Annotated in this window: 22 protein-coding genes and 5 tRNA genes; 21 read left to right on the plus strand and 6 right to left on the minus strand. The window is 50.5% G+C overall.

What is annotated here, in order from left to right:
* Positions 1–101 precede the first annotated feature (101 nt).
* The 6 genes from BUC22_RS13835 to ligA are packed head-to-tail and all read left to right on the plus strand — an operon-like array spanning position 102 to position 9,615.
* Positions 102–2,207 (plus strand): hypothetical protein, encoded by a 2,106-nt coding sequence (locus tag BUC22_RS13835; protein WP_013379269.1) that lies wholly within the window; start codon positions 102–104, stop codon positions 2,205–2,207.
* 2 nt (positions 2,208–2,209) lie between these two features.
* Positions 2,210–2,896, plus strand: a complete 687-nt coding sequence (locus BUC22_RS13840; protein ID WP_013379270.1) for a response regulator transcription factor — start codon at positions 2,210–2,212, stop codon at positions 2,894–2,896.
* Positions 2,880–4,223, plus strand: a complete 1,344-nt coding sequence (locus BUC22_RS13845) for a sensor histidine kinase (protein WP_013379271.1) — start codon at positions 2,880–2,882, stop codon at positions 4,221–4,223. The genes BUC22_RS13840 and BUC22_RS13845 overlap by 17 nt, the downstream gene beginning before the upstream one ends.
* Positions 4,220–5,359: an iron-containing alcohol dehydrogenase gene (locus BUC22_RS13850; protein WP_013379272.1), complete on the plus strand. Its 1,140-nt coding sequence runs from the start codon at positions 4,220–4,222 to the stop codon at positions 5,357–5,359. The genes BUC22_RS13845 and BUC22_RS13850 overlap by 4 nt, the downstream gene beginning before the upstream one ends.
* 20 nt (positions 5,360–5,379) lie before the next feature.
* The gene (gene pcrA, locus BUC22_RS13855; RefSeq protein ID WP_013379273.1) at positions 5,380–7,584 is read left to right on the plus strand and encodes a DNA helicase PcrA; all 2,205 of its coding nucleotides are present in this window, start codon (positions 5,380–5,382) and stop codon (positions 7,582–7,584) included.
* Between the two features lie 30 nt (positions 7,585–7,614).
* The gene (gene ligA / locus BUC22_RS13860; RefSeq protein ID WP_013379274.1) at positions 7,615–9,615 is read left to right on the plus strand and encodes an NAD-dependent DNA ligase LigA; all 2,001 of its coding nucleotides are present in this window, start codon (positions 7,615–7,617) and stop codon (positions 9,613–9,615) included.
* Between the two features lie 45 nt (positions 9,616–9,660).
* On the opposite strand, the gene BUC22_RS13865 is transcribed toward ligA, so the two are convergent.
* Entirely contained in the window at positions 9,661–10,281 is a 621-nt protein-coding gene (locus tag BUC22_RS13865) for a class I SAM-dependent methyltransferase (RefSeq protein ID WP_013379275.1), read from the minus strand.
* Between the two features lie 192 nt (positions 10,282–10,473).
* Here BUC22_RS13865 and gatC point away from each other — a divergent pair, with 192 nt between their 5' ends.
* From gatC to BUC22_RS13920, 11 genes are all read left to right on the plus strand, one after another.
* Complete coding sequence (gene gatC / locus BUC22_RS13870; protein ID WP_013379276.1) at positions 10,474–10,761, plus strand: Asp-tRNA(Asn)/Glu-tRNA(Gln) amidotransferase subunit GatC; 288 nt, start codon at positions 10,474–10,476, stop codon at positions 10,759–10,761.
* A 10-nt stretch (positions 10,762–10,771) separates the two neighbouring features.
* On the plus strand, positions 10,772–12,235 hold the full coding sequence (gene gatA, locus BUC22_RS13875) for an Asp-tRNA(Asn)/Glu-tRNA(Gln) amidotransferase subunit GatA (RefSeq protein WP_013379277.1): 1,464 nt from the start codon (positions 10,772–10,774) through the stop codon (positions 12,233–12,235).
* Positions 12,236–12,252: 17 nt separating this feature from the next.
* Positions 12,253–13,692 carry an Asp-tRNA(Asn)/Glu-tRNA(Gln) amidotransferase subunit GatB gene (gene gatB / locus BUC22_RS13880; RefSeq protein ID WP_013379278.1) on the plus strand — a complete coding sequence of 480 codons (1,440 nt, stop codon included), beginning with the start codon at positions 12,253–12,255 and terminating at the stop codon, positions 13,690–13,692.
* 68 nt (positions 13,693–13,760) lie between these two features.
* Entirely contained in the window at positions 13,761–14,483 is a 723-nt protein-coding gene (gene rph, locus BUC22_RS13885) for a ribonuclease PH (RefSeq protein ID WP_013379279.1), read from the plus strand.
* A gap of 20 nt (positions 14,484–14,503) precedes the next feature.
* On the plus strand, positions 14,504–15,103 hold the full coding sequence (locus BUC22_RS13890) for an XTP/dITP diphosphatase (RefSeq protein WP_013379280.1): 600 nt from the start codon (positions 14,504–14,506) through the stop codon (positions 15,101–15,103).
* Between the two features lie 18 nt (positions 15,104–15,121).
* Positions 15,122–15,622, plus strand: a complete 501-nt coding sequence (locus BUC22_RS13895; RefSeq protein ID WP_013379281.1) for a metallophosphoesterase family protein — start codon at positions 15,122–15,124, stop codon at positions 15,620–15,622.
* Between the two features lie 173 nt (positions 15,623–15,795).
* Positions 15,796–15,869: transfer RNA gene (locus tag BUC22_RS13900), tRNA-Gly, on the plus strand.
* Between the two features lie 13 nt (positions 15,870–15,882).
* Positions 15,883–15,959: transfer RNA gene (locus tag BUC22_RS13905), tRNA-Arg, on the plus strand.
* A gap of 20 nt (positions 15,960–15,979) precedes the next feature.
* Positions 15,980–16,055 (plus strand) — tRNA-His (locus BUC22_RS13910).
* Positions 16,056–16,063: 8 nt separating this feature from the next.
* Positions 16,064–16,139, plus strand: a tRNA-Gln gene (locus BUC22_RS13915).
* A gap of 167 nt (positions 16,140–16,306) precedes the next feature.
* Positions 16,307–16,382 (plus strand) — tRNA-Lys (locus BUC22_RS13920).
* Positions 16,383–16,688: 306 nt separating this feature from the next.
* Here BUC22_RS13920 and BUC22_RS13925 read toward each other — a convergent pair.
* Together BUC22_RS13925 and BUC22_RS13930 are read right to left on the minus strand one after the other, a co-directional pair.
* Positions 16,689–17,402 (minus strand): ATP-binding protein, encoded by a 714-nt coding sequence (locus tag BUC22_RS13925; RefSeq protein ID WP_041689823.1) that lies wholly within the window; start codon positions 17,400–17,402, stop codon positions 16,689–16,691.
* An 81-nt stretch (positions 17,403–17,483) separates the two neighbouring features.
* The gene (locus BUC22_RS13930; protein WP_013379283.1) at positions 17,484–18,083 is read right to left on the minus strand and encodes a nitroreductase family protein; all 600 of its coding nucleotides are present in this window, start codon (positions 18,081–18,083) and stop codon (positions 17,484–17,486) included.
* A gap of 171 nt (positions 18,084–18,254) precedes the next feature.
* Here BUC22_RS13930 and BUC22_RS13935 point away from each other — a divergent pair, with 171 nt between their 5' ends.
* Positions 18,255–18,695, plus strand: coding sequence for a hypothetical protein (locus BUC22_RS13935; RefSeq protein ID WP_041689824.1), 441 nt, complete (start codon positions 18,255–18,257; stop codon positions 18,693–18,695).
* A 52-nt stretch (positions 18,696–18,747) separates the two neighbouring features.
* Here the strand turns inward: BUC22_RS13935 and BUC22_RS13940 are convergent, their stop codons facing one another.
* The 3 genes from BUC22_RS13940 to BUC22_RS13950 all read right to left on the minus strand — a co-directional run bounded on the left by BUC22_RS13940 (position 18,748) and on the right by BUC22_RS13950 (position 21,242).
* Complete coding sequence (locus BUC22_RS13940; protein WP_013379285.1) at positions 18,748–19,248, minus strand: hypothetical protein; 501 nt, start codon at positions 19,246–19,248, stop codon at positions 18,748–18,750.
* A 167-nt stretch (positions 19,249–19,415) separates the two neighbouring features.
* Positions 19,416–20,081, minus strand: coding sequence for an orotate phosphoribosyltransferase (gene pyrE, locus BUC22_RS13945; protein WP_013379286.1), 666 nt, complete (start codon positions 20,079–20,081; stop codon positions 19,416–19,418).
* Between the two features lie 66 nt (positions 20,082–20,147).
* Entirely contained in the window at positions 20,148–21,242 is a 1,095-nt protein-coding gene (locus tag BUC22_RS13950) for a putative NPN-dependent ornithine cyclodeaminase (protein WP_013379287.1), read from the minus strand.
* A 331-nt stretch (positions 21,243–21,573) separates the two neighbouring features.
* Here BUC22_RS13950 and BUC22_RS13955 point away from each other — a divergent pair, with 331 nt between their 5' ends.
* From BUC22_RS13955 to BUC22_RS13965, 3 genes are read left to right on the plus strand one after another with little or no spacing between them, the layout of a single operon-like run.
* Positions 21,574–22,608 (plus strand): methionine ABC transporter ATP-binding protein, encoded by a 1,035-nt coding sequence (locus BUC22_RS13955; protein ID WP_013379288.1) that lies wholly within the window; start codon positions 21,574–21,576, stop codon positions 22,606–22,608.
* Complete coding sequence (locus BUC22_RS13960; protein ID WP_013379289.1) at positions 22,598–23,257, plus strand: methionine ABC transporter permease; 660 nt, start codon at positions 22,598–22,600, stop codon at positions 23,255–23,257. Before BUC22_RS13955 ends, BUC22_RS13960 begins: the two co-directional genes overlap by 11 nt.
* 20 nt (positions 23,258–23,277) lie before the next feature.
* Positions 23,278–24,111, plus strand: a complete 834-nt coding sequence (locus BUC22_RS13965; RefSeq protein ID WP_013379290.1) for a MetQ/NlpA family ABC transporter substrate-binding protein — start codon at positions 23,278–23,280, stop codon at positions 24,109–24,111.
* Positions 24,112–24,274: the final 163 nt, after the last annotated feature.

Genomic DNA, 24,274 nt, shown 5'->3' on the forward strand with positions numbered 1-24,274 from the left:
TAAGGGTTTTATGATAAACTATAATGAACTATGCAAAGTGTTAGATGTGGATGAAGGATTTAACCAATAGATCTATTTCAATCGAAAGGAAGGGTGTTTTAATGAAGAATTGTTGTGAAAAATGCGGAAAAGAACTGGGGTTTTTTGAGCGTTCTTTAAAAATAAACAATTCACGGATTAACATACAATACGACGCGCTCTGCAGCGAATGCCACAGGACCATCAAGGAGGGCATCAGCCAGATCGACGAAATGTACCAGCGTGTCATGGGAAACCTCAAGGAAAACTACCACGCCACCAACATGGCAGCCGTGGATATTGACACCTTGATCTTTCTGGCAGTCGAAGCGCTGCTGGTCATCGAACCGAATTATTTTTCGGATAAGACCAGTCTGAACCAGACCATTATCAACCGGACCGACCGGATCATCAACAAGCAGAACGACATGGCCAAGATTGTCTACAAGGTGCTGCTCTACGGCTTCTTTGACAATCTGGAAAACAACGGGCTGGACAAGAGCAAAAATTTTGTCAGCTACATGATGCAGAATACCCTTTACATGGAACAGCTGTCCATGAACTGCAGCGAGGAAGTGCCGCGAACCTACGTCAACGCCTTTTTCTCCCGCAAGGGCTTTATTATGGAGCGCATTGAAAAGAAAACACTGCTCTACGTCATGATCAAGGACGAAACCGTCATTGATTATGAAATGAAGCAGACTGAGGACTATTACCTGATCGACTTTAAAAATCTTTTCTATACCGGCGATCCGGAAAAAAATGTCCAGTGCTATGTGAATGGCGTGGAAAACGCAAAGACCATCACCAAAACCATTGACAATTTCAATACAAAGACCACCAAGAAAGAGGAGCGCCGCATACGCGACACCCTCAACATCATTAACGAGAAAGTCGTGAGAGACCTGAAATCTCTGAAGCCCGATGAAGCCATTGACACCATTCATCTGGACTGCGTGCTGCTCTGTATTGCCAAAAACATCCGAAAAGACCCCGAGGGGCGCAAATCGCCCATACAGGCCCCAGATGGCCTGGCAGTAGAGCTGCTCTGGAAAAAATACACGGCCAACCTGGCGCTCATGGGGATCGACAGTAAAGAAAAGGCCGCCGAGTACATTGCGAAGAACTGCCTGTACGCGGACGGCTTCCATGTAAAATACGGCAAAAAGGATCCGGAAACAGGCTGGGCTTTCTTTGCGACCAAGGGTTATATTGTCGCCTTTGACCAGAGCAAGCGTCTGTTTTTCATGTATACCGACGACTATCCCAACGACCTGTACTTCCCGTGTAACGAGATGATGTACAACGGCCGCCAGTACCTCCAGCTGCCAATGGAGGACGAGGTGCCAAACGATGACGAGCTGGACGGCATCCTGTTCTTCAGCCGCGACGTCAAGCTGATCATGGGCATCAGTCATTATTTTGAGCGCAACAATATGTTTTACCAGATGGAAAACTTCATCGAGGTTGAGGAGGCTGTCTACGGCGACCCTGAGCAGCTCATGGAAGTCAAGCGGGTGTCCGACCACCTGTTCAGGGATTTTGGCTACATGCCCTTCTGCCTGTACGACGAGTGGTATGTCATTCAGAAGGAACTGCGGCAGGACGATATACTCCTGAACCGGCTGATTCCTGAAAAGAGCGGCCTGCGCAAGCGCTACGCCACCGGGGATGTCATCTACGCGCCCAAGATTCTCGACGCCTTTAAAAACGGCGCCAAGGAGCTCCAGGCCAATCTGGAGATTGCGGGTGAGAGCATTGCCAAGGGGCTGCTGTGGTGCTACTTTAAGGCCTCCCTCATCGATACCCTGTCCAAGGAGTGGGTCCGCATTGGCGGCGATATTCTGGCAGCTGGGGACGACCTGGTGACCGCCTTTTTCAAATACTCCAGCCTTAAGACCATTGAGCCGGAAAAGACCTACTATATCGGCTTGTTTATCTACTATCTGATGGATAAAAACATCCTGCCGGATACCGATTTTCTGGACAATTATGAGCGGGCAGTGCAGACCTTCCTCGAATGTAAACGGGAGGTTGACCGCACCCTGGCCGAGCAGCCGGCAGAGCCCATAACCCGGGAAATAAATACCGAGCCCGAAACGCCCCGGCCGCAGGCGGCACCGGCAGACGCGGCGCCCGAGCCCGAATTCAAGCCCCTGAACTGGGACGACGACAAGCGGGGTGAGTAAGCATGCGCGTTTTACTGGTAGAGGATGAAGTGTCTCTCGCGACCGCCCTTGGGAAAATCCTTGAAAAAAATAAAATCCTGGTCGATGTGGTCCACGACGGCATTGAGGGCAAGCTGCTCAGCGAGAATGATGTCTACGACGTCATTGTCCTGGACATTATGCTGCCAGGTATGAGCGGGCTGGACATTCTCAAATCCATCCGCGACCGCGGCAAGAACGTGCCTGTGCTGCTCCTGACCGCAAAGGACAGTACGGCCGATAAGGTAAAAGGCCTGGATATGGGAGCGGACGATTACCTTGTCAAGCCCTTTGTCACTGAGGAGCTGCTGGCCCGTATCCGCGCCCTGGGCAGACGTCCCTGGGAGGTTTATCAGGACAATGCCATCACCTTTTCCGATTTATCGCTGAACATCAACAGCGGCGAGCTGCTCATCGGCGGCGCGCCCATCAAGCTGACCTCCAAGGAGGCCCAGCTGCTGGAAATGTTTATCAGAAACCCGGGGATGACCATCTCAAAGGAACAGATCCTCGACCGGATCTGGGGCATTGAGAGCATGGCCATGGAGAATTCGGTGGAGATTTACGTCCACTACCTGCGGAAAAAACTGAAAAAATCCCGGACTGTCATCAAGACGATCCGTGGTCTGGGCTATGTGCTGAAGGAAGAGGACAATGCTCAGCCTCAATAAATTAAGATTAAACCTGACGCTGATGAATACCGCGGTCCTGATTGGATTGTCGGTATTTGTCGCTGTTTCGCTCTATTTGACCATCAACATGGACATGGAGTCCGGCGTCAGCAACAACCTTGAGATCTACTGCTCCCAGCTGGCCAACAATGTTGAGCAGCTCCAGACCCAGCAGGAGGGCGGCACGGTTGCGCCAGAGACCCAGAAGGGCTACCAGGAGTTTAAGGACACACTGGTGCACAACAGCATTGCCTTTACCATCTGGGATGATGCGTTTAACGTGATGGACAAGTCCGAGTCCCAGCCCTTGAATCAGGACCAGCTTTTCCGGCTTATCAACCGTTATTTCAGCGGCAACCGGGATAAGTACCTGATCAGTGACTATGAGACCGACGACAATAATCTTAAAATCTGTACCTATGTTACCGTCAGTAAGGATGGTGAAATGCGGGTGGTGCAGGCCATGAAAAATATGGACACGGAGCGCGGTGTGTTAAAGAACGCGGTCCGGATGATCCTTATCGTGGTGCTGGCCGGCGCGACCCTTTCCTTACTGTGCGGTTATTTTCTGTCCGGCAGGGCGCTGGTGCCTGTGCGAAAGAGTATGGACCAGCAGCGGGAATTCCTCGCGGATGCGTCCCATGAGCTCAGGACGCCCATTGCCGTTATCCAGACCAATCTGGAGGTGGTGAAGGCCAGCGGCGACGAAACCGTTGAGAGCCAGTCCACCTGGCTGGACAACGCCTATGACGAGACCAAGCGCATGCACCATATTGTCGAGGACCTGATGTTCCTGGCCAGGGCCGACTCTGGCGACGTGCATTTTGAGCCTGCGCCGGTGGATATTGGCTACCTGATTATGGAGGTCACTGAGCGGTTTATCCCCATGGCTGCCCAGAAATCCATCACAATCCTCAGCAAGGTTCCCATGGAGGAACTGAACGTGATGGGGGATGAAAAGCAGCTGACTCAGCTCATGGTCATCCTCATCGACAACGCCATCAAATATACCGAGCCGGGGGCTGACGAGCGGAATAAAACCATCGTCGTCCAGGCAGAGCGGATTGAGGAGGGCATTGAAATCTGTGTGACCGACAAGGGCATCGGTATTTCCAAAGAGGAACAGGAGAAAATCTTCCAGCGCTTCTACCGTGTGGATAAGGTGCGCTCCAGAGCAGAGGGCGGCACAGGCCTTGGCCTGTCCATCGCCTACTGGATCGTCCAGAAGCACAAGGGCATCATCCGGGTGGAAAGCGAAGAAAATGTGGGAACCAAAATGATCATTGTGTTCCCGTCTTATGAAGGACCAAAGGAGGCAAACGAATGAAAGAATTAAAGTTTAACGGCAATAAGCTGGTCACAGGACCAGGCGCCATTGATTATATTAAAAATCTGGATGGACAGCGGATCTTTGTGGTCACCGGAAAGTCCGCTATGTTTAAAAACGGAACCATTGACCACATCAAAGCAGTTTTCACAGAGCAGGGCAAAACCTGCGAGGTGTACAGCGGGATTGGCGGCAACCCGACCACCGGCGAGGTGCTCTCCGGCCTTGCAGCCATGAAGGCCTTTGACCCGGACACGGTCATGGCAGTGGGGGGCGGCTCCGCCATCGACGCCACCAAGGTTATGACCCTGATGTGCGAATACCCGGAACTTACACTGGAGGATATCCGCGGCGGCAAGGCGCCGGCAGAACGGAAAAAGCTTCAGTTTATCGCTGCGCCGTCCACCTCTGGCACTGCCAGTGAGGTCACCCGCGCAGCGGTCATTACCTTTACAGAGGAAAATATTAAGGTGGGCCTGAAGACCACGGCGTTTATCCCCGACATCGCCATCCTCGACGGCAGCCTGACCCTGTCCATGCCAAAACACGTCATGGTAGAAACCGGTATGGATGCCCTGACCCACGCGGTCGAGAGCTACATTAACAAGAACAACGACGATTTCTGCAAGTTCATGTCCAAGGGCGCAGTGGAGGGGCTGTGCGCGTACCTGCCCCTCTCCTACGAAAAGGGCGATGTGGAAAACCGCCAGAAGGTACACAACTTCCAGTGCCTGGCCGGTCTGGCCTTCCAGAACTCCGGCCTGGGGATGGACCACGGTATTGCCCATGCCTTCGGCGGACGCTTTGGCACAAGCCACGGCCTGCTCAACGCAGTGGCCCTGCCCTATGTTCTCAAGTACAACGCGCGGGATGAGGCCGTCAAGGCAGATCTGGATGAGCTGTCAAGAATGATCGGAGCCGATATTATAAAGACCATCGAGGGCTTTAACGCCCAGTTTGGCGTTCCTAAAACCTTCAGGGAGATGGGGATCAGCGAGGAGGACTTCAACGCCCATTACGAGAGCCTTCTGGACAATTCCATGAAGGGCTCGACCGCCCGTAATCCGGTGCCGATGACCCGAGAGGAAATGGACAAGGTTTTAAAGAGCATCTACTACGGCGATATTTTGTTTTAGAGAGAACAAGCGGAGGAACAATGAGTTTATTAGACGGACTGAATGAACAGCAGAGGGAAGCAGCAGCAACGACCGAAGGGCCGGTTCTGATTCTGGCCGGTGCCGGCTCCGGGAAAACCCGGACCATTATCCACAGAATCGCTTATATTATCGAGAGTAAAAAGGCCTGGCCGTCACAGATCCTGGCCATTACCTTTACCAATAAAGCAGCGGGCGAAATGCGCGAGCGTATCGCCGCCATGAATGTGGAGGAGAGCGACCGCATCTGGATGTATACCTTCCACGCCATGTGCGCCCGCATCATGCGTATCCACAGCCAGTGGCTGGGCTATGAAGACAACTTTGTCATCTATGATACCGACGACCAGAAGCGCCTCTACAAAACCCTGATCAAGGAGCTGGATTTTAACGATAAGATGTTTCCATTCCAGTATGTATCGGGCCAGATCTCCACAGCCAAGAATAATTTCTGGACGCCGGAGGATTACCTGAAGAACAACCCCGGCGAGTTCCGGGCAGAGAAGGTGGCCCAGTACTACCGCCTGTACCAGGACACCCTGAAAAAGAACAACGCCATGGACTTCGATGACCTCATCTACAACACGCTGGTGCTGTTTAAGGGCTTTCCCGAAATTCTGGAGCAGTACCAGAACCGGTTTAAGTACATTCTGGTCGATGAGTACCAGGATACGAACCACAGCCAGTACGAGCTGGTTAACCTGCTGGCCGCGAAACACCGCAACCTGTGTGTGTGCGGGGACGACGACCAGAGTATCTACATGTGGCGCGGGGCAGATATTAACAATATCCTCGACTTTGAAAAGGACTATCCTGACGCCAAGGTTGTCAAGCTGGAAGAAAATTACCGTTCCACCAGCGTGATCCTGGACTGTGCCAACAAGGTGATCGCCAACAATACTGGCCGTAAGGATAAAAACCTCTGGACCCGAAATCCCGGGGAGGATAAGATCGTCGTCTCATCCTTTAACCAGGGCTATGACGAGGCCCGCTTTGTAGCTCAGGAAATCGAGAACCTGAGGGCTGATAAAGGCTATACCTACGGCGACTTTGCGGTGCTCTACCGCACCAATGCCCAGTCCCGTCTCTTTGAAGAGGCTTTCATGCGCGAGGGCATGCCTTACCAGCTCATCGGAGGCACAGGCTTTTACTCACGTATGGAAATCAAGGATATTATTTCCTACCTCCATGTGCTCATCAATCCCCTGGACAATATCGGCTTTATGCGCATCGTGAACGTACCCAAGCGCGGGATCGGCACAGCCACCCTGGAAAAAATTCGGGAATTTGCCGAGTTCAAGGGCTGGAGCCTCATGGAAACTTTTTACCACTGCGAGGAAGTGCCAGAGCTCAGCTCCAGTGTGCGCAACAAGGTCCGCGAGTTCGCCGCGGTCATGGAGGAGCTGCGGGACCGCTGCGAAACCGATTCGGTCAGCGAGCTCATCGACCATGTCATCAAGGATACCGGCTATCTTGAGATGCTGGAGCTCGGCAAGCTGGACCACAGCGAGAGCCGTATCGAAAACCTTGAGGAGCTGATCTCCTCGGCCGTGGAATTTGAAAAGAACAGCGATGACAAGAGCCTGACCGCCTACCTGGAAACCGTGGCCCTGACAGCAGAAACCGACAAGTATGACAGCGAGGAAGGGAAGATCCTGCTCATGACCCTGCACAACGCCAAGGGGCTTGAGTTTCCAGTGGTCTTTCTGCCCGGCGTGGAGGAGGGGATATTCCCCCACGGCCGTTCCATGGACAACCCAGAGGAAATGGAGGAAGAACGCCGTATCTGTTATGTGGGCATCACCCGCGCCAAGGAGCGGCTGTATATGTCATGGGCGGCAGAACGCACCGTTTACGGACGCCGCCAGCCTCAGATGCAGTCCCGCTTCCTGAAGGAGCTGCCTCCGGAATGCCTGGAATTGAATGTCCAGAAATACGAGCGCAACGAGATTGTCGAGGAAGCCTCGGTGGAGAAAAAGACCTACAGCTTTTCCGACCATTTGCAGCATAAACCCAATGTTTATAAATCTGCAGCGCCTAAAAAGGCCAAGGAGGAAAGCTCCGGCGCCTTTAATCTCAGCGATAAGGTCAAGCATAAAAAATTTGGCATCGGCACCATTGTCGAGGTAAAACCGAATCAGGTGTCAATCGCATTCCCAGGAGTGGGTATAAAGAAACTGGACCCATCTTATGTAACAAAAGCCTAGGTCTAAATTTTGCGTTGAGGACAATCACTTATGAATGAAGAACTAAAACAGGCTGAGGCCAAAATCAGCCAGCTTAAAAAACAAATTGAAGAGAACAATGTCCGGTATTACGATAAGGACGCGCCTGTCATACCAGACTATGCGTATGACCGCATGATGCAGGAGCTCATCAGTCTGGAGACAGCCTATCCACAGTTCCTGACTTCTGACTCACCCAGCCAGCGTGTGGGCGGCGCGCCGTCAGAGGCCTTTGAGAAGGTTCACTACACCACGCCCAAGCTCAGCCTCAGCAACGCCTTTAACGCCGGGGACCTGAGGGATTTTGATACCCGTATCCGCAAGGTCTGCCCCGATGTGGCGTACTGTGTCGAGCATAAATTCGATGGCCTGACCGTCGTGTTAGACTACGAAAATGGACTGCTGGTCCGCGGCTCTACCCGCGGCGACGGTGTGACCGGCGAAAATGTCACCCAGAATCTGAAAACGGTCAAGACCATTCCTCTGCGTCTCACAGAACCCATGACCCTGGAGGTCCGTGGGGAGGTGCTGATCTATAAGGAGGACTTTGAGGAGCTGAACGCTGCGCGGGAGGAACAGGGTGAGCCCCTGTTCGCCAATCCAAGAAACGCCGCCGCAGGCTCTATCCGTCAGCTTGACCCTAAACTGGCGGCCGAAAGGCCTCTGGACATCTTTGTATTTAACCTGGAATACTGCGAGAACCGGTCCTTCGAGACCCATAAGGAAAGCTTTGATTTCCTCACACACTGCGGTTTTAAAACCAGTGAGGTGAAGCTTTACAAGGATATGGAGGACATCATCACCTACATTGAGGAGATGGAACATGGCGGAAGAGAGGCCCTGCCCTATGAGATTGACGGCATGGTCATCAAGGTCAATAACCTGGCGGAGCGGGAGCGGCTGGGGGACACCTCTAAGTCGCCGCGTTGGGCCATTGCCTACAAGTTCTCGCCTGAGCAGACAGTGACCACTGTGCGGGATATTACCGTGCAGGTGGGCCGTACCGGCGCCCTGACGCCTGTGGCAGAGCTTGAGCCTGTGCTGCTGGCCGGCTCCGTTATTTCCCGGGCGACCCTCCATAACGAGGACTACATCATCGACAAGGATATCCGGATCGGCGACAGGGTTGTCATCCAGAAGGCCGGGGATGTTATCCCTGAGGTGGACCACTCCATCCCAGAGGACCGCACTGGCGCAGAGGTTGTTTTCACCATGCCTGCCCATTGCCCGGTCTGCGGCTCCGAAACCTACCGGGTGCCCGGCGAGGCTGTGACCAAGTGTCTGAATATGGACTGTCCGGCCCAGGTATTCCGCAAGATTGTGCACTTTGCCTCCAGAGATGCCATGAACATCGACGGCATGGGCCCCGCGGTGGTGCGACAGCTGCTGGATAACGAATTGATCCACACCATTGTGGATATCTACCATGTTTCGGACCGTCGTGAGGATCTGACCGGACTTGAAAAAATGGGTGAAAAATCTGTGGATAACCTCATAAACGCCATAGAGGACTCTAAGAGCAGGCCCCTCTCCAAAGTGGTTTTTGCCCTTGGAATTCCGCTGGTAGGAGCTAATGGGGCTAAAATACTGGCCTCCCACTTCGGCAGCATGGACGCCCTTATGGAAGCCTCCGAGGAGGAGCTGACAGAGATTTATGACATCGGCGGCAAAATGGCTGTGGAAATTGTGGACTTTTTCAAGACCGACGCCAACCGCCGCATTGTGGACGGCCTGCGCGAGGCTGGTGTCAACATGACGGAAAATACCGCCAGGGCAACAGCAGAGCTCGCGGGTAAGACCTTTGTCCTGACCGGCACACTGCCCACCATGGGCCGCCGTGAGGCCAAGGAGATCCTGGAGAGCCACGGCGCCAAGGTGTCCGGCTCAGTCAGTAAAAAAACCGATTATGTGCTGGCCGGCGAGAACCCCGGCTCAAAGGCTGAGAAAGCCATGAGCCTGGACGTGCCGGTCATTGACGAGGAAACCTTTAAAAAAATGGTCGGCTTGGAATAAAAATAAAACCAAGGGGTATCGTCACGATACCCCTTGGTTTTTAGATTAATCCACTGGTTTGGCGGCCACAAGGCAGTAAATATTGTTTTTCAGGATTTCGATCAGCCTGAGATTCTCAAATCCGGCGATTTCGGCCATGCGGGCCAGGTCGGCGGCCGTGTATTTCATAAAGCCCTGGCGGGTAATGGGCAGCCGGTCCAGCCAGGCCTTTGTGTAAAAAGCGTTGGCAAAGACAGCGCCGGGCTTCAGCACACGGTAAATTTCCAGGTAGCCCTTTAAGGGGTCCTCCCAGAAATAGACCGTGTTCACCGTATAGGCAAAATCAAAAAAATCGGGGGGAAAGGGAAGCTGAAGGGCGTTTCCCGGCCCAAGGGCCAGACGGCCCTGCGCGATGAGTGCTTCGCTTTTTCGGATGGCAAGCTCCAGCATGTCATCAGAGGTCTCAATTCCGTAGAACTGGCCGGGAAGGCCCTTGGCAAACCGACGCAGGAGATGGCCGTTTCCAAAGCCAATATCGAGGCTTCTCTCAGGAGTTATCTGCCTGAGGACAGCCTCAATGCTTTTGTACTGGAGTGTGTTAAGCCGGTTCATCAGAAAGGTGGAGAAATGACCGCCAAGCCCCCTTGGGTTTGAAAACTGTGTGCCCATGTATTTTATAATGTTCATAGCGACCTCGCTGAGATTATTGTATGAATAATTGTTCATATGTGATTATATGTGAAAAGCTTCGCGCTGTCAAGAGAGCGCCAACCCGTATCGCCACGATACGGGTTGAATTTTACTGAAAATAATTTACATTTAAAGGGTTTTGAATTATAATGATATAATGAGAAAAATTTACCCGAAAGGAATGAAATCATGAGTATTACCAGAGAAGAAGTTACCTATGTTGCGGATCTGGCCCGCCTTGAATTCACCGAAACGGAAACGGACCGTCTGGCGGATGAGCTGGGCGCAGTCCTTGATTACGCGGCGACTTTGAATAAATTAGATACATCAGACGTAAAGCCGACAGAGCATATTCTGCCGGTTCAGAACGTTTTTAGAAAAGATGAAGTGAAGCCTTCACTGCCAATTGAAAAAGTCCTGGCCAACGCGCCGGAATCAGAAGCCGGCTGCTTTAAAGTGCCGAGAGTTCTGGAATAGGAGGATCGAATTGGAATTATCACAACTGACTGTCCATGAGATCAATGGGCTTATTGAAAAGAAAGAAGTATCTGTCAAAGAGGTCACCCAGGCAGCGGTGGACCGTATTGACGCGGTAGAGGATAAGGTTGACGGCTATCTCTGCCTGACGACCGAGACCGCCATGAAAGAGGCTGAGGAGCTGGACGGGCTCATCGCCAAAGAAGGCAGGAAGGATGTGCTTGAGGGCATCCCCTACGCCTTAAAGGACAACATGTGCACCGACGGTATTCAGACAACCTGCGCGTCCAAAATTCTGGGCGATTTTGTGCCGCCTTACAACTCAGAGGTCTATGACCGTCTGCTGGCCCAGAAGGGGATTCTCCTCGGAAAGGCCAACATGGATGAATTTGCCATGGGCTCCTCCACAGAAAACTCCGCCTTCAAGGTCACAAAAAACCCGTGGGATCTCACACGCGTGCCCGGCGGCTCCAGCGGCGGCTCTGCAGTGGTAGTGGCCTCCGATATGGCTTACTACTCACTGGGCTCCGATACAGGCGGATCGATCCGCCAGCCCGCTGCCTTCTGCGGCGTGGTCGGTATGAAGCCGACCTACGGACTGGTTTCCCGTTATGGCCTGGTGGCTTTTGCGTCTTCCTTAGACCAGATCGGCCCCTTTACCAAGGATGTTGAGGACTGCGCCATCGTGTTAAGCGCCATCGCGGGCCATGACCCCAAGGATTCAACTTCGCTCAAGGTAGATAAAAAGGATTATACACAGAACCTGAAGGAAGGCGCCAAGGGCATGAAGATTGGTGTGGCCCAGGCATTTATGGGCGAAGGCCTTCAGCCAGAGGTGCGCGCAGCCATTGACAGCGCCATTGACACCTACCGGGCCATGGGAGCAGAAATCGTGGATGTCTCCTTTGAGTATCTGGACTACGCCCTGTCCGCTTATTACCTGATCTCCTCCGCAGAAGCCAGCTCCAACCTGGCCCGTTACGACGGTATCCGCTACGGTGTCCGCGCCGAGGAATACGCAGACCTGGTCGATATGTACCGTAAAACCAGAACCCAGGGCTTTGGCGACGAGGTTAAACGCCGTATTATGCTGGGAACCTATGCCTTAAGTTCCGGTTATTATGACGCCTATTATAAGAAAGCCATGCAGGTTCGTACCCTGATCATGGATGACTTTAAGAATGTTTTTGATTCCTGCGATGTCCTGCTGACACCGACCACTGCCAAAACGGCCTTTGGTATCGGCGAAAAGACCGGTAACCCGCTGGAAATGTACCTGACCGATATCTACACCGTTCCGGTGAACATCGCCGGTATTCCGGGGATTTCAATTCCCTGTGGCTTTGACAACGATGGTATGCCCATCGGCATGCAGCTGCTGGGTCCGGTACTGAGCGAAGAAAAAATTCTGCAGGCAGCTTACGCCTTTGAACGTGAAACCGCGTTTAAAGACCAGAAGCCAAAGCTTGTATAGGTAAAGGAGGAATAAAGATGGAATACGATATTGTCATCGGGATGGAAATCCATGCCGAGTTAGCAACAAAGTCTAAAATTTTCTGCTCCTGCTCTACCACGTTCGGTGCAGATGAAAATACACATGCCTGCCCGGTATGTCTTGGGATGCCCGGCGTGCTGCCAGTGCTCAACGAAAAGGTGGTTGAGTATGCCGCGAGAGCCGGACTGGCCCTGAACTGCCATATTGCGAATTTCAGCAAAATGGATCGTAAAAATTATTTTTACCCTGACCTGCCAAAGGCCTATCAGACCTCTCAGTTTGATCTGCCCATCTGTACCGGCGGGGTTGTGGATATTGAAGTGGAAGGCGAAAAAAAGGAAATCGGCATTACCCGTATCCATATTGAGGAAGACGCCGGCAAGCTGCTCCATGAATCCGCAGACGGCACCCTGGTCGATGTGAACCGCTGTGGTGTGCCCCTCATCGAGATCGTCACAGAGCCGGATATCCGCGGTGCGGAGGAAGCCCGCGTTTTTGCGGAAAAAATCCGTAATATTCTCGAATATGTGGGCGTTTCGGACTGTAAAATGGAAGAGGGCTCTATCCGCTTCGACGTTAACCTCTCTGTCAAGGAAAAGGGCAGCGATGTGCTGGGAACCCGTACAGAAATGAAGAACCTGAACTCCTTCAGGGCTTTAGTGCGTGCGGTTCAGTACGAGAGCAAACGCCAGATCATCGAGCTCAAAAAAGGACACCGCATTATCCAGGAAACCCGCAAGTGGGACGACGTCAAGGGCGTCAGCTCCTCCATGAGAAGTAAGGAAGAAGCCCACGATTACCGCTATTTCCCGGAACCAGACCTGGTGCCCATTGTCATTACCGATGAAACCATTGACCAGATCAAATCTGGTCTGCCCGAGCTGCCGGAAGCCAAGCGTGCCCGCTATGTGGCAGAGTACAAGCTGCCGGATTACGACGCCGGTGTTCTGACGGCCTCCAAGGTCACCGCGAAATTTTTCGAGGAAACCGTTGCGCTGTACGATGAACCCAAGCAGATTTCCAACTGGCTGATGGTGGATATCCCGGCCATGCTCAAGGAAAAAGAGCTGTCAATGGAAAATATCCCCTTTACCCCGGCCGAACTGGCTGAGCTGCTTAAGCTTATCAAGGACGGCACCATCAGTGGGACCATCGGCAAAAAGGTTCTGGTAAAGATGTTTGAAGAGGACAAGAACCCCAAGGCCATTGTAGAAGAAAACAACTGGGCCCAGATGAGCGATACCAGCGAGCTGGAAGGCATTATCGCCCAGATTATCGAAGACAACCCCAAATCCATTGAGGATATCGGAGCCGGCAACCAAAAGGCCTACGGCTTCCTGACCGGACAGGTCATGAAGGCCACCAAGGGCCAGGCAAACCCGCAGGTTGCCAACAAGATCATCCGTGAGCTGGTCGCCAGAAAATTAGAGAGCTGAATAGACAACTGAAAGCAACGGGCGGTCTCATGATCGTCCGTTGTTGTGATTAAAAGAAGGAGAAAATTTTGAATCGAATTGACGGAAGAAGCAACGAGTGCCTGAGACCGGTGAGCATCACCCGGCATTTTACGAGAAACGCCCAGGGCGCTGTGCTCATTGAGGTGGGAAATACAAAGGTCATCTGCACGGCCATGGTGGAAGATAAGGTACCACCCTTTTTAAGAGGTGAAAAAAAGGGCTGGGTTACCGCCGAATACGAAATGCTTCCAAGCTCCACCGGCTCCCGGAAGGGAAGGGACCGCAGCCGCGGTAAAATTGACGGCAGAACCGTTGAAATCCAGCGTTTGATTGGCCGGAGCCTGCGTTCTGTGATTGACATGGAAAAGCTTGGAGAACGGACAATATGGATTGACTGCGATGTGATCCAGGCCGACGGCGGCACCCGCACCGCGTCCATCACCGGTGCCTTTGTGGCGCTTTATGACGCAGTCACCTGGCTCATGGAGGAAGAAATTATTGATGAGTGGCCCATTAACGGCTACGTGGCGGCCACCAGTGTCGGCATCAACCAGAACGAGCCCATTATGGATCTCTGCTATGAGGAGGACTCTACCGCAGAGGTTGATATGAACATTGTCATGACCGACGAAGGCGAAATCGTGGAAATCCAGGGAACTGGAGAGGAACGCCCCTTTACACGGGATGAATTCCAGAAGCTTCTGGCTTTGGGAGAAGACGGTGTGTATCAATTGATTAACATTCAGAAAGAGGCGCTGGGGACACTCTAAGCGCCCGGAAAGGGATTGTGATGAAAACCATAGTGCTTGCAACCGGAAACAAAGACAAGGCCCGCGAAATCAAGGCCATGCTGGATCATAAATTTGAAGTTAAGACCATGAAGGATATGGGTATCGACACTCAGATCATCGAGGACGGCGAGACCTTTGAGGACAATGCCCTGATTAAGGTAAGAGCCATTCAGCCTTTTGTGAAGGACGCTGAGATGATCATTATGGGGGATGACTCCGGACTGTCTGTGGACGCGCTGGACGGCGCGCCGGGGATCTATTCTGCCCGCTATGCCGGGGAGGATGTGAGTTACCGTGATAACAACGAAAAGCTTTTAAATGCCATGAAAGATGTGCCTGAGGAAAAACGCGGCGCCGAATTTGTCAGTGTGATCGCCATGATTTTACCCGATGGCCAGGAGCTGACTGTCCGGGGGACTGTCAGAGGCAGGATCGCCTATGATTTTATGGGGGATGAGGGCTTTGGTTATGACCCGCTTTTTATTGTGGAAGAGACAGGCAAAAGCTACGCGCAGATGGCGCCAGAAGAAAAGAATGCTGTCAGCCACCGTGCCAGAGCTGTAGCGCGCGCAAAACAGATTTTAGAGAAATACCAGTAGCAGAAAGGAGAAGGGAACATGCGGATCGGATTAGTCAGCGACAGCCACGGCAATCTGGGGGACCTGGAACGCGCGGTCAGCCAGATGGGCAGAGTAGAGGCGATTTTTCATATGGGCGATTATGTGGACGACGCCCTGCAGATCAAACATTGGACATCGGTGCCGGTATTTGCGGCCAAGGGCAATATGGATGTCTATTCCCAGGAGGGGCATCTTTTTATCAAAACCGAGCTTGGCGGCAAGGTGATCCTGGCCTGCCACGGCCACACCCTCCACGTCAAAAATGAGTATAGCACCTTGCGCTATAAAGCGCTGGAGGAAAACGCGGATATTGTGCTTTTCGGCCACACCCATATCCCGATGATCGACCAGGATGACGGCCTTTTAATGATGAATCCAGGCAGTGTATCCCTTCCTCATTTTGGCAAAGAAAAAACCTTTGGCATTCTGACCATTGAAAATGAAAGTGTCAGTGGTGAGATTATTCCGCTTATGTCAGAGGAAAACCGAACTCTGTAAAAAATCATATATTTTCACGCGTTTTTGTGAAAAAAGTGTTGACATTCGTCTTTTTTTGCAGTATACTAACACTTGTCCTCAGCGAGAAAGTGCTGTGAACAAGGCGATATCAACACTTTTCAGCCAATGCGGACGACAGCAATTTTCATTAACAAAACAGTTTTTTAAAGTATGCGGGTGTAGCTCAGTGGTAGAGCCCTGGCCTTCCAAGCCAGTCGCGAGGGTCCGATTCCCTTCACCCGCTCCATTTATGCAAAATTGCGCCAATAGCTCAGTTGGATAGAGCAACGGCCTTCTAAGCCGTGTGCCCGGGGTTCGAATCCCTGTTGGCGCGCCATATCTTTTCCTTTAAACTTGGTGGACGTAGTTCAGTTGGTAGAGCGCCAGATTGTGGTTCTGGTTGTCGAGGGTTCGAGTCCCTTCGTCCACCCCATTTTTTACAGGGGTATAGCCAAGTCGGTAAGGCACCAGACTTTGACTCTGGCATGCGTAGGTTCGAGTCCTGCTACCCCTGCCACTTTGTTATAACAAGCTGGAAAAGTTTTTAAAAAAAGATAGTCTATGACCCATTAGCGAAGTTGCAAGTTACGAGCAGGCGCGAGTAACGCTCTCAATGGAATTGCGGAGCAATTTCAACATAAGACAAGCATCCTTGCGAAGTGGAAGAAAAAGAATATAATCTATGACCCATTAGCTCAGTTGGTAGAGCATCTGACTTTTAATCAGGGTGTCGGGCGTTCAAGTCGCCCATGGGTCACCATTTTAGAAGATAAAGCAGCTGTGAAACAGTTGCCTTTTTTTATTTAGAGAATAACCCAGGCGGCTTGAACGCTAAGAGGGCGTGAACTGGTGCCGGAGGCATTCAAACGCACTGCGTTTGAAAAGTGAGCGTTGTCGAAGACGACGCGGCAGCAGAGGATGAGGCAGGCAATTGCGGAGTAATTGCAGTCGCCCATGGGTCACCATTTTAGAAGATAGAGCAGCTGTGAAACAGTTGCTTTTTTTATTTAGAGAACAAATAAACCCGGCCCGTATCGTCACGATACGGGCCGGGTTATTTTTCATATTAAATATCTAAAATTTTGCCATCCGTCGATACCGTTGTGACCGACCATGGGATCATCTTACCGCTGTTTTTTAAAGCGGTTTTAACAGCATTGACAATGCCACCGCAGCATGGCACTTCCATTCTTACAACGGTCAGCGACCGGATATCGTTATTGGCCAGAATATCCGTCAGCTTGTCGGCGTAGTCTGCATCGTCGAGTTTTGGACAGCCGATGAGGGTGATCCGGTTTTTGATGAATTCATTGTGGAAATCACCGTAGGCGTAAGCGGTGCAGTCAGCAGCGATGAGCAGGTCGGCATTGTTAAAATACGGTGCCTTGGGCGGCACCAGCTTGATCTGTACCGGCCACTGGTTTAGGCGGGACTGGGCAGGGGCAGCACTGTGGCTGCAGGCCTCCGTTTTCGAGTGATGCTCAATTTTGCGGGAGGTCGTTCCCGGACAGCCGCAGGCCAGTGTCTTAGGCTGAACCTCTTCAGCTTCCATTTTAGCTTGAACAGCGGCTTCATCATAGGCGGCAGCCTCACGCTCCTCAAAGTGAATGGCGTCTTCGGGACATACTGGCAGACAATCCCCCAGACCGTCACAGTAATCATCCCTTAACAGTGTGGCGACACCGTCAACCAGACCGATGGCTCCTTCGTGACAGGCGTCTACACACAGGCCGCAGCCGTTGCATTTTTCTTTATCAATTTTAATGATTTTACGTATCATCATTATTCCTCCAATTCAGGTGTTGACTGTAGTATAGCATATTTTTTGGAGGAATTCTGTTGCATCAGCAACAAATATATTTTAGTAGAAAACTTTTAAGCGTTCTGATAGAGGTTGGAAATCCTTATCGCCAGGCATGGCAGTGGGTTCACCAAAAGGCATCTGTGCTCTTAAACGCCAGGAATCAGGAAGCTTCCACTCTTTTTTGACAGCTTCGTCGATAAGAGGGTTGTAGTGCTGAAGGTTTGCGCCCAGGCCTTCAATTTCAAGGGAATTCCATATTGAGAACTGAAGCATACCATTAGCCTGCTCTGCCCACACCGGGAAGTTATCTGCGTACAGTGGAAATTGCTCTACCAGACTGTCTGTAACGGTATCGTCAATAAAGTAAAGGACCGTTCCGTGGCCGGCTTTAAAGCTGTTAACCTTGTCCTCGGTCGGTTGGAATTTGTTTGCAGGCACCTTCTGACGGAGTGTCTCCATCACAATATCCCAGAGCTTGTCGTGCTGTTCGCCAAAGAGTAAAACAACTTTTGAGCTCTGGCTGTTAAAGGCAGAGGGTGTGTGCTTGATGGCGTGGCCAATCACTTCTTCGATTTTATTGTCGGAGATCGGGCTTTTTTTGCTGATGGCATAGAAACTGCGGCGGTTTAAAATCGCACTGTAAAAATCTTTTGACATAATGTATTCTCCTTTTAATTTAAATTTATATACGAAAATAATATTTTAGAATAATTATTATTTAAAAATATACCCGGTTTATAAAAAAAATAACACTGGAGAATAAAAATATAATGTGATTTTAAAAAAAATGTGCTACAATTGGTCAGGAAAAGTATGGAGGTGGCAGCTATGGAAGCAGCAGGAAGAAAAGTTTTAAAGGTTGGCGGGATTTTAATGGCCGTCATAGGCGTTTTTGGCGCTGTTATCGCCGTTTCCGGCATCATTGGCTATAATAACATGGATCCGTCCATGGCGGCGGATATGGAGAAGATTATGGGCGTTACCATCAGAGATCTATCAGTTAAACTGATGGTGAGCACAGTGATCTGTGTTTTTGAGCTTGTGGTGGGAATTTTGGGCATCGCTTTTTCTAAAAAAGCGGAAAAGGGTGCGCTGTGCTTCATTCTGGGCATCGTCATTATTGTGTTTCAGGCGGGCTCTGTCATTTACGGCAGTCTGCGGACCGGCTTTACAGCGGATATGATCCTTACCCTGGTGGCAGGGCTGATCATTCCGGGAGTTTATACCTTTGGAGCCTGGAGAAATATGCGCTCAGCACAGCAGGCATAAAAAAACGTCCCGGCGGGGACGTTTTTTTGTAAATAGGAATTGAGCGTCTGGTTTACGCCAGATATTCTTCTTCCTGATTGTTGCGCATGGAGAACAGGAAAAACGGCTGGGTAATCGCAAAAATAATGCTGAGCACCAGGAATAAAACAGCGTTTTCCGGTTTATACATGCGGTAGAGACGGTATAATGCGCCGTAATAATAAACGGCATAGGCAATGGGGAACAGCCAGCCAATGAAGGGAATCATGGAAAGCAGCCCGCTCGCAAATGGCAGCAGCGGCAGGAATACATGGGCGTATGGAATGACCCATGAACCAAAGGCGACCTTTTCGTTGATGATTTTACCCATCAGGTAAGTCTTGGCGATGGGAATCCAGGCCAGCCAGGGGCTGTCAATACCGCGATTTTTGGCCATCTGGTATAAGCTGAGTGAGTTAAAAACATAGCAGACGATACCAATAACTAAAATGATCACGAAGTAAGCGGCCAAAAAAGATAAAATAATAGCAGCAACACCCGCATCGGTTGAAGAGTAATAAATACTATCGGACATGTGATTTCTCCTTTCCTATATTTTAGAATATCTCTAATTAAATCCATTGTAGCATCTTATGTGAGCGAAAGCAATATGATTTTAGAAAAAGTGACTTTCGGGGGATTTAATATGAATTTAATGAACGGTATAATAAAAGCTCCGGAGGTTTCCGGAGCTTTTGGGGGTTAAATACCGTTTTTATCAAGATGATCTTCCATACGCTTTTTCATTTCGTCGTCGATCACGATTTTTCCGTCAATTTCATAATTGTAGAGATGAGCGATGATATCCCGTACCGTTACAATCGGGTAAGTGATAATGCCAAAATCTTCTTCAACTTCCTGGATGGCGCTTTTGTCATTATTGCCCTTTTCCATCCGGTCGACCGAAATGATCAGGGCGGTGATGTCGACATCAGCAAGGCCCTTGAGCAGCGGAACGCTCTCGCGGACAGAGGAGCCGGCAGTGATAACATCCTCAATGATGATGGCCTTATCGCCATCCTGGGGCTTGTAGCCGATAATGCTGCCGCCTTCACCGTGGTCCTTGGCTTCCTTGCGGTTAAAGCAGTAGGGAATGTTGACGCCGTGGTCCCTGTAAAGGGAAACCGCGGAGGTGATAACGAGCGGAATACCCTTGTAGGCAGGGCCGTACATAAAATCCATCTCCCCGATGTTTTCTTTGATGCAGGCTGCGTAGTATTCGCCCAGCTTTGAAATCTGTTCGGCGGTTTTATAGTTGCCGGTATTGATGAAATAAGGTGTTTTACGGCCGCTCTTGGTCACGAAATCGCCAAAGGTCAAAACGCCGGAGCGCACCATAAAATCGATAAAGTCTTCTTTGTAACCCATAGTATCCTCCAGATAATTGTTTTCTAAATAAAATTATATACGATATCTGCCCGGGTGGCAAACAGTTTATCCGTTGCCGAGCAGATGGCGCTCCAGATTCACGACAAAATCCTGGATATTGGTGATAAAAGATTCGCTGCTCAGACTGCCCCGGTCTTTAAGCTTGTTAACCACAAATTCAGAGATGTCAACGGTGTAGAAGTAGACAGGCCGGACCACGCCGCCCACCAGCTGGTAAGAGGGTGTCATATTGCCGGTCGCGATGGTGTGAAGCTGGGTTGCGAGACAGATGACGGTGGTCGCCCTGCGCGTATAAGCCCGCATGGCGTCCTGGGCCTCATAGACATCGGAATAGACGCCAGGCAGAGGGCCGTCGTCACGGATCGAGCCGGCCAGTACCAGGGGAATGTCCTTTTTCAGACAGGCGTGAACAATGCCGTCGCGGATGTTATAGTCATGGATCAGGTTTTTAAGCGATCCGGAGGAGCGGGCACGGTTAATGGTTTCGATATGATGGTAATGGCCGTTTTTACAGCTGCATTTTGAATAAATGTCCTGCCCCAGAGCGGTATGAAAAAAGCTTGCTTCCAGATCGTGGGTTGCCAGGGCATTTCCGGCAAAAAGAGCGTCGACGTAACCGGATTTTATGAGCGATGACATGGCGTTTCGGGAATCGTAGTCGAAGGCGACTGCCGGTCCAAGCACCCAGACCACGTAGCCATGGTCTTTTTCGTAGCGCAGCAGGTCGTAAAGCCGGTCATAATCGCTGGAAAAAGCCGTCTCTCTGGAATTGTTCATCCGAAAGGCAAAATTGTCCGTATTGTCCTGGAAATTCCGGTTAAAGGCATTTTGGTGGACATAGACGCCGGTTTCGCCGTTGTCGCTGCGGCCGATGACAACCGCGTCGCCTTTTTTGACGTTTCGGAATTCGACCGCGTGGGGAAGTCCGTCCTCAATGACGACAACACAGTCCATTCGGCTTTCACGGATCAGAATCCAGTGGCCGTTGATCTTGAAATATTCAGGAAAAATGGAGGTTGCGTAAAAATTTTCTGGAACGACGCCGTCCATGGGGGCGGGCTCGGTATGAACGTCCGGAGAACCGGCAAAATGCTCTGTGTGAAAGTCAGGTGGGATATATTCAGGTAATTTAAACATCATTTTAATTCACTCCTAATTGATAGCCATAAAATAGTATTCCTTTTAAAGCTCATTATAGCACTTTAAAATCAGGGATTCAACGCAGAACAAAAGGCATGAACGAATATTTTTCAAAAGTATTGACAAAAGTGAAAAGAATCTTTATAATAAAAACATATAAAACATATATGAATAAATTTATATGAATATTGCAGGTTTTGCACTTGAACGCTGTATACCTTGACAAAGGCTTTAAATCTAGAATATAATTGTAAAAGTGTATCCTTTCAATACCATATGGAAGAGTACGAAATGATATTTGAAAAATCAAGCTTTTTGAGAGGAGGTAGAAATGGAAACACCAATAAACAAACAGGCGCAGCCCATCATTGAGATACGGTCTTTGGGGAAAACCTTCCATACAAAAAGTGGCGATGTGAAGGCTTTGGATGATATTAATATTACCATTCATAAAGGCGATATATTTGGCATCATCGGCATGAGCGGCGCTGGAAAAAGCACGCTTGTGCGCTGTATGAACCTGCTGGAGAAACCAACCGAGGGCAGCGTTTTAGTGGACGGTGAGGATATTTCGGAAATATCGGAAAAGGATCTTCGGAAAGTACGTTATTCCATGGGGATGATCTTTCAGCAGTTCAACCTTTTGGAACAGCGGACTGCCGAAAAGAATATTTTATTTGCACTTGAAATCGCGGGGTATGACAAGTCCAAGGCCAAGGGGCGCGCGGCAGAGCTTTTAGAGCTCGTCGGCCTCAGCGACCGGGCGCAGTCTTATCCTTCCCAGCTGTCCGGCGGGCAGAAGCAGCGTGTTGCCATCGCGCGTGCGCTGGCCAACAACCCGAAGGTGCTGCTGTGTGACGAAGCCACCTCAGCTCTTGACCCCACCACCACACGGTCGATCCTCACACTTTTAAAGGATATAAACAAGCGTCTGGGCATCACCATTGTGGTGATCACCCATGAGATGAGCGTGGTGGAGGAAATATGCAGCCATGTGGCCATTATTGATAAGAGCCATATTGCCGAGCAGGGCAGTGTGGAGGAAATATTCACCAATCCAAAAACTGCCATTGCCAGGAGAATGATTTTCCCGGACGGTGAAAACCTCACTGGCCACGTCGGCAAGAACTGCTGCCGCATCGTCTTTGACGGAAGCTCGTCCTACGATCCGGTAATAGCCCGGATGATTCTGGAATGTAAGGCGCTGGTCAACATTATGTATGCGGACATGAAAAATATCGACGGCATTGCCCGCGGACAGATGGTCATCCAGCTGCCTGAGGACAGCACAACCGCCAGCAAGGTGCTGAATTATCTGAGATCCAATGGATTGACTGTGGAGGAGGTGCCGGACTATGTGGGATAGCACAATGATTAATATGATCTGGTGGGGCCTGCTTCAAACCCTGTACATGACTTTGGCATCTACCCTGATTTCCTATGTGCTGGGAATCCCGATGGGGGTTATTTTGGTGGCCTGTGACAAGGATGGGGTTAAGCCTCTGCCCATTGTCCATAAAATTTTAGACATTATTGTTAATATTACCCGTTCCATTCCGTTTTTGATCCTGCTGATCGCGGTTATCCCGATCACACGCTTCATTACCGGTACCACCATTGGCTCCAATGCGACCATTGTGCCGCTGGTTATGGCGGCTGCGCCGTTTATCGCGCGTATGGTGGAATCCTCACTCCGTGAGGTGGATAAGGGACTGATTGAGGCGTCGCTTTCTATGGGAGCCAGCCCTTTCCAGGTAATCTGCAAGGTGCTTCTGCCGGAGGCCAAGCCTTCGCTGATCGTGGGCGCAGCCATTTCAACCACCACCATCCTGGGCTATTCAGCTATGGCTGGTATTGTGGGCGGCGGCGGCCTCGGTGATATTGCCATCCGTTACGGGTATTACCGTTACGAGAACGGCGTGATGATTGTGACTGTTGTACTGCTGGTTCTGGTGGTTCAGGTATTCCAGGAAATCGGGATGAAGATCGCTGAAAAGCAGGATAAGAGAAAATAATTTCCAGGAGGAAAAGAAGGATGAAATTTAAAAAAGTATTGTCTGTACTGGTAGCGTTAGGCCTTGTGACGGTGATGGCCGCAGGCTGCAGCTCTTCCGGCGGGGGATCAGCCTCTGGCTCGGATGATAAAACCATCGTGGTGGGCGCATCGCCGACCCCTCATGCTGAAATTCTAAAAGCAGCTGAAAATGTTCTGAAGGAAAAGGGATATACGCTTAAGATTACTGAATTCCAGGATTATGTGCAGCCGAATATGGCGCTTGAAAACAAAGAGCTGGATGCGAATTACTTCCAGCACAAGCCTTATCTGGATGAATTTAACGAAAAAAATGGCACTAAACTGGTATCAGCCGGGGCAGTTCATTATGAACCACTTGGTTTATATGCTGGAAAAACAAAATCGCTTGCTGAGCTGAGTGATGGCGCAACCATTGCGGTTCCAAACGACACAACCAATGAAGCACGCGCTTTGCTGTTGCTGGAAGCGAATGGACTGATTAAATTAAATCCTGATGCTGGACTGTCCGCTACACCTAAAGACATCACAGAAAATCCAAAAAACTTAAATGTTCAGGAGCTGGAAGCCGCACAGCTTGGCCGCTCCTTACAGGATGTTGACATGGCTGTCATCAACGGCAACTACGCATTACAGGCAGATTTAAAGGTTACTGACGCTTTAGCCAAAGAAGAAAAAGATTCTGAAGCTGCCCAGACCTACGCTAATGTTGTAGCAGTCCGCGAAGGCGATGAAAACTCTGACAAAACCAAAGCCTTAATGGAAGCCTTAAAGAGCGACGATGTGAAAAAATTCATCGAAGATACCTACCAGGGCTCTGTTGTATCAATTTTCTAAAGCTCGAATCCGAACAGGAGACACGCCGGCGGCGGTCTCCTGTTTTTTTATAAGGTTTATTCAAAGGGTATTGCCGCGATACCCTTTGAATTTTATATAGTCCATCCTCTTTAGAAAATTTGTGCTATAATAGCAATAACGATTTGATAAAAGTGAGGAATAA

The organism is Eubacterium callanderi (assembly GCF_900142645.1).
GTDB classification, from domain to species: domain Bacteria; phylum Bacillota; class Clostridia; order Eubacteriales; family Eubacteriaceae; genus Eubacterium; species Eubacterium callanderi.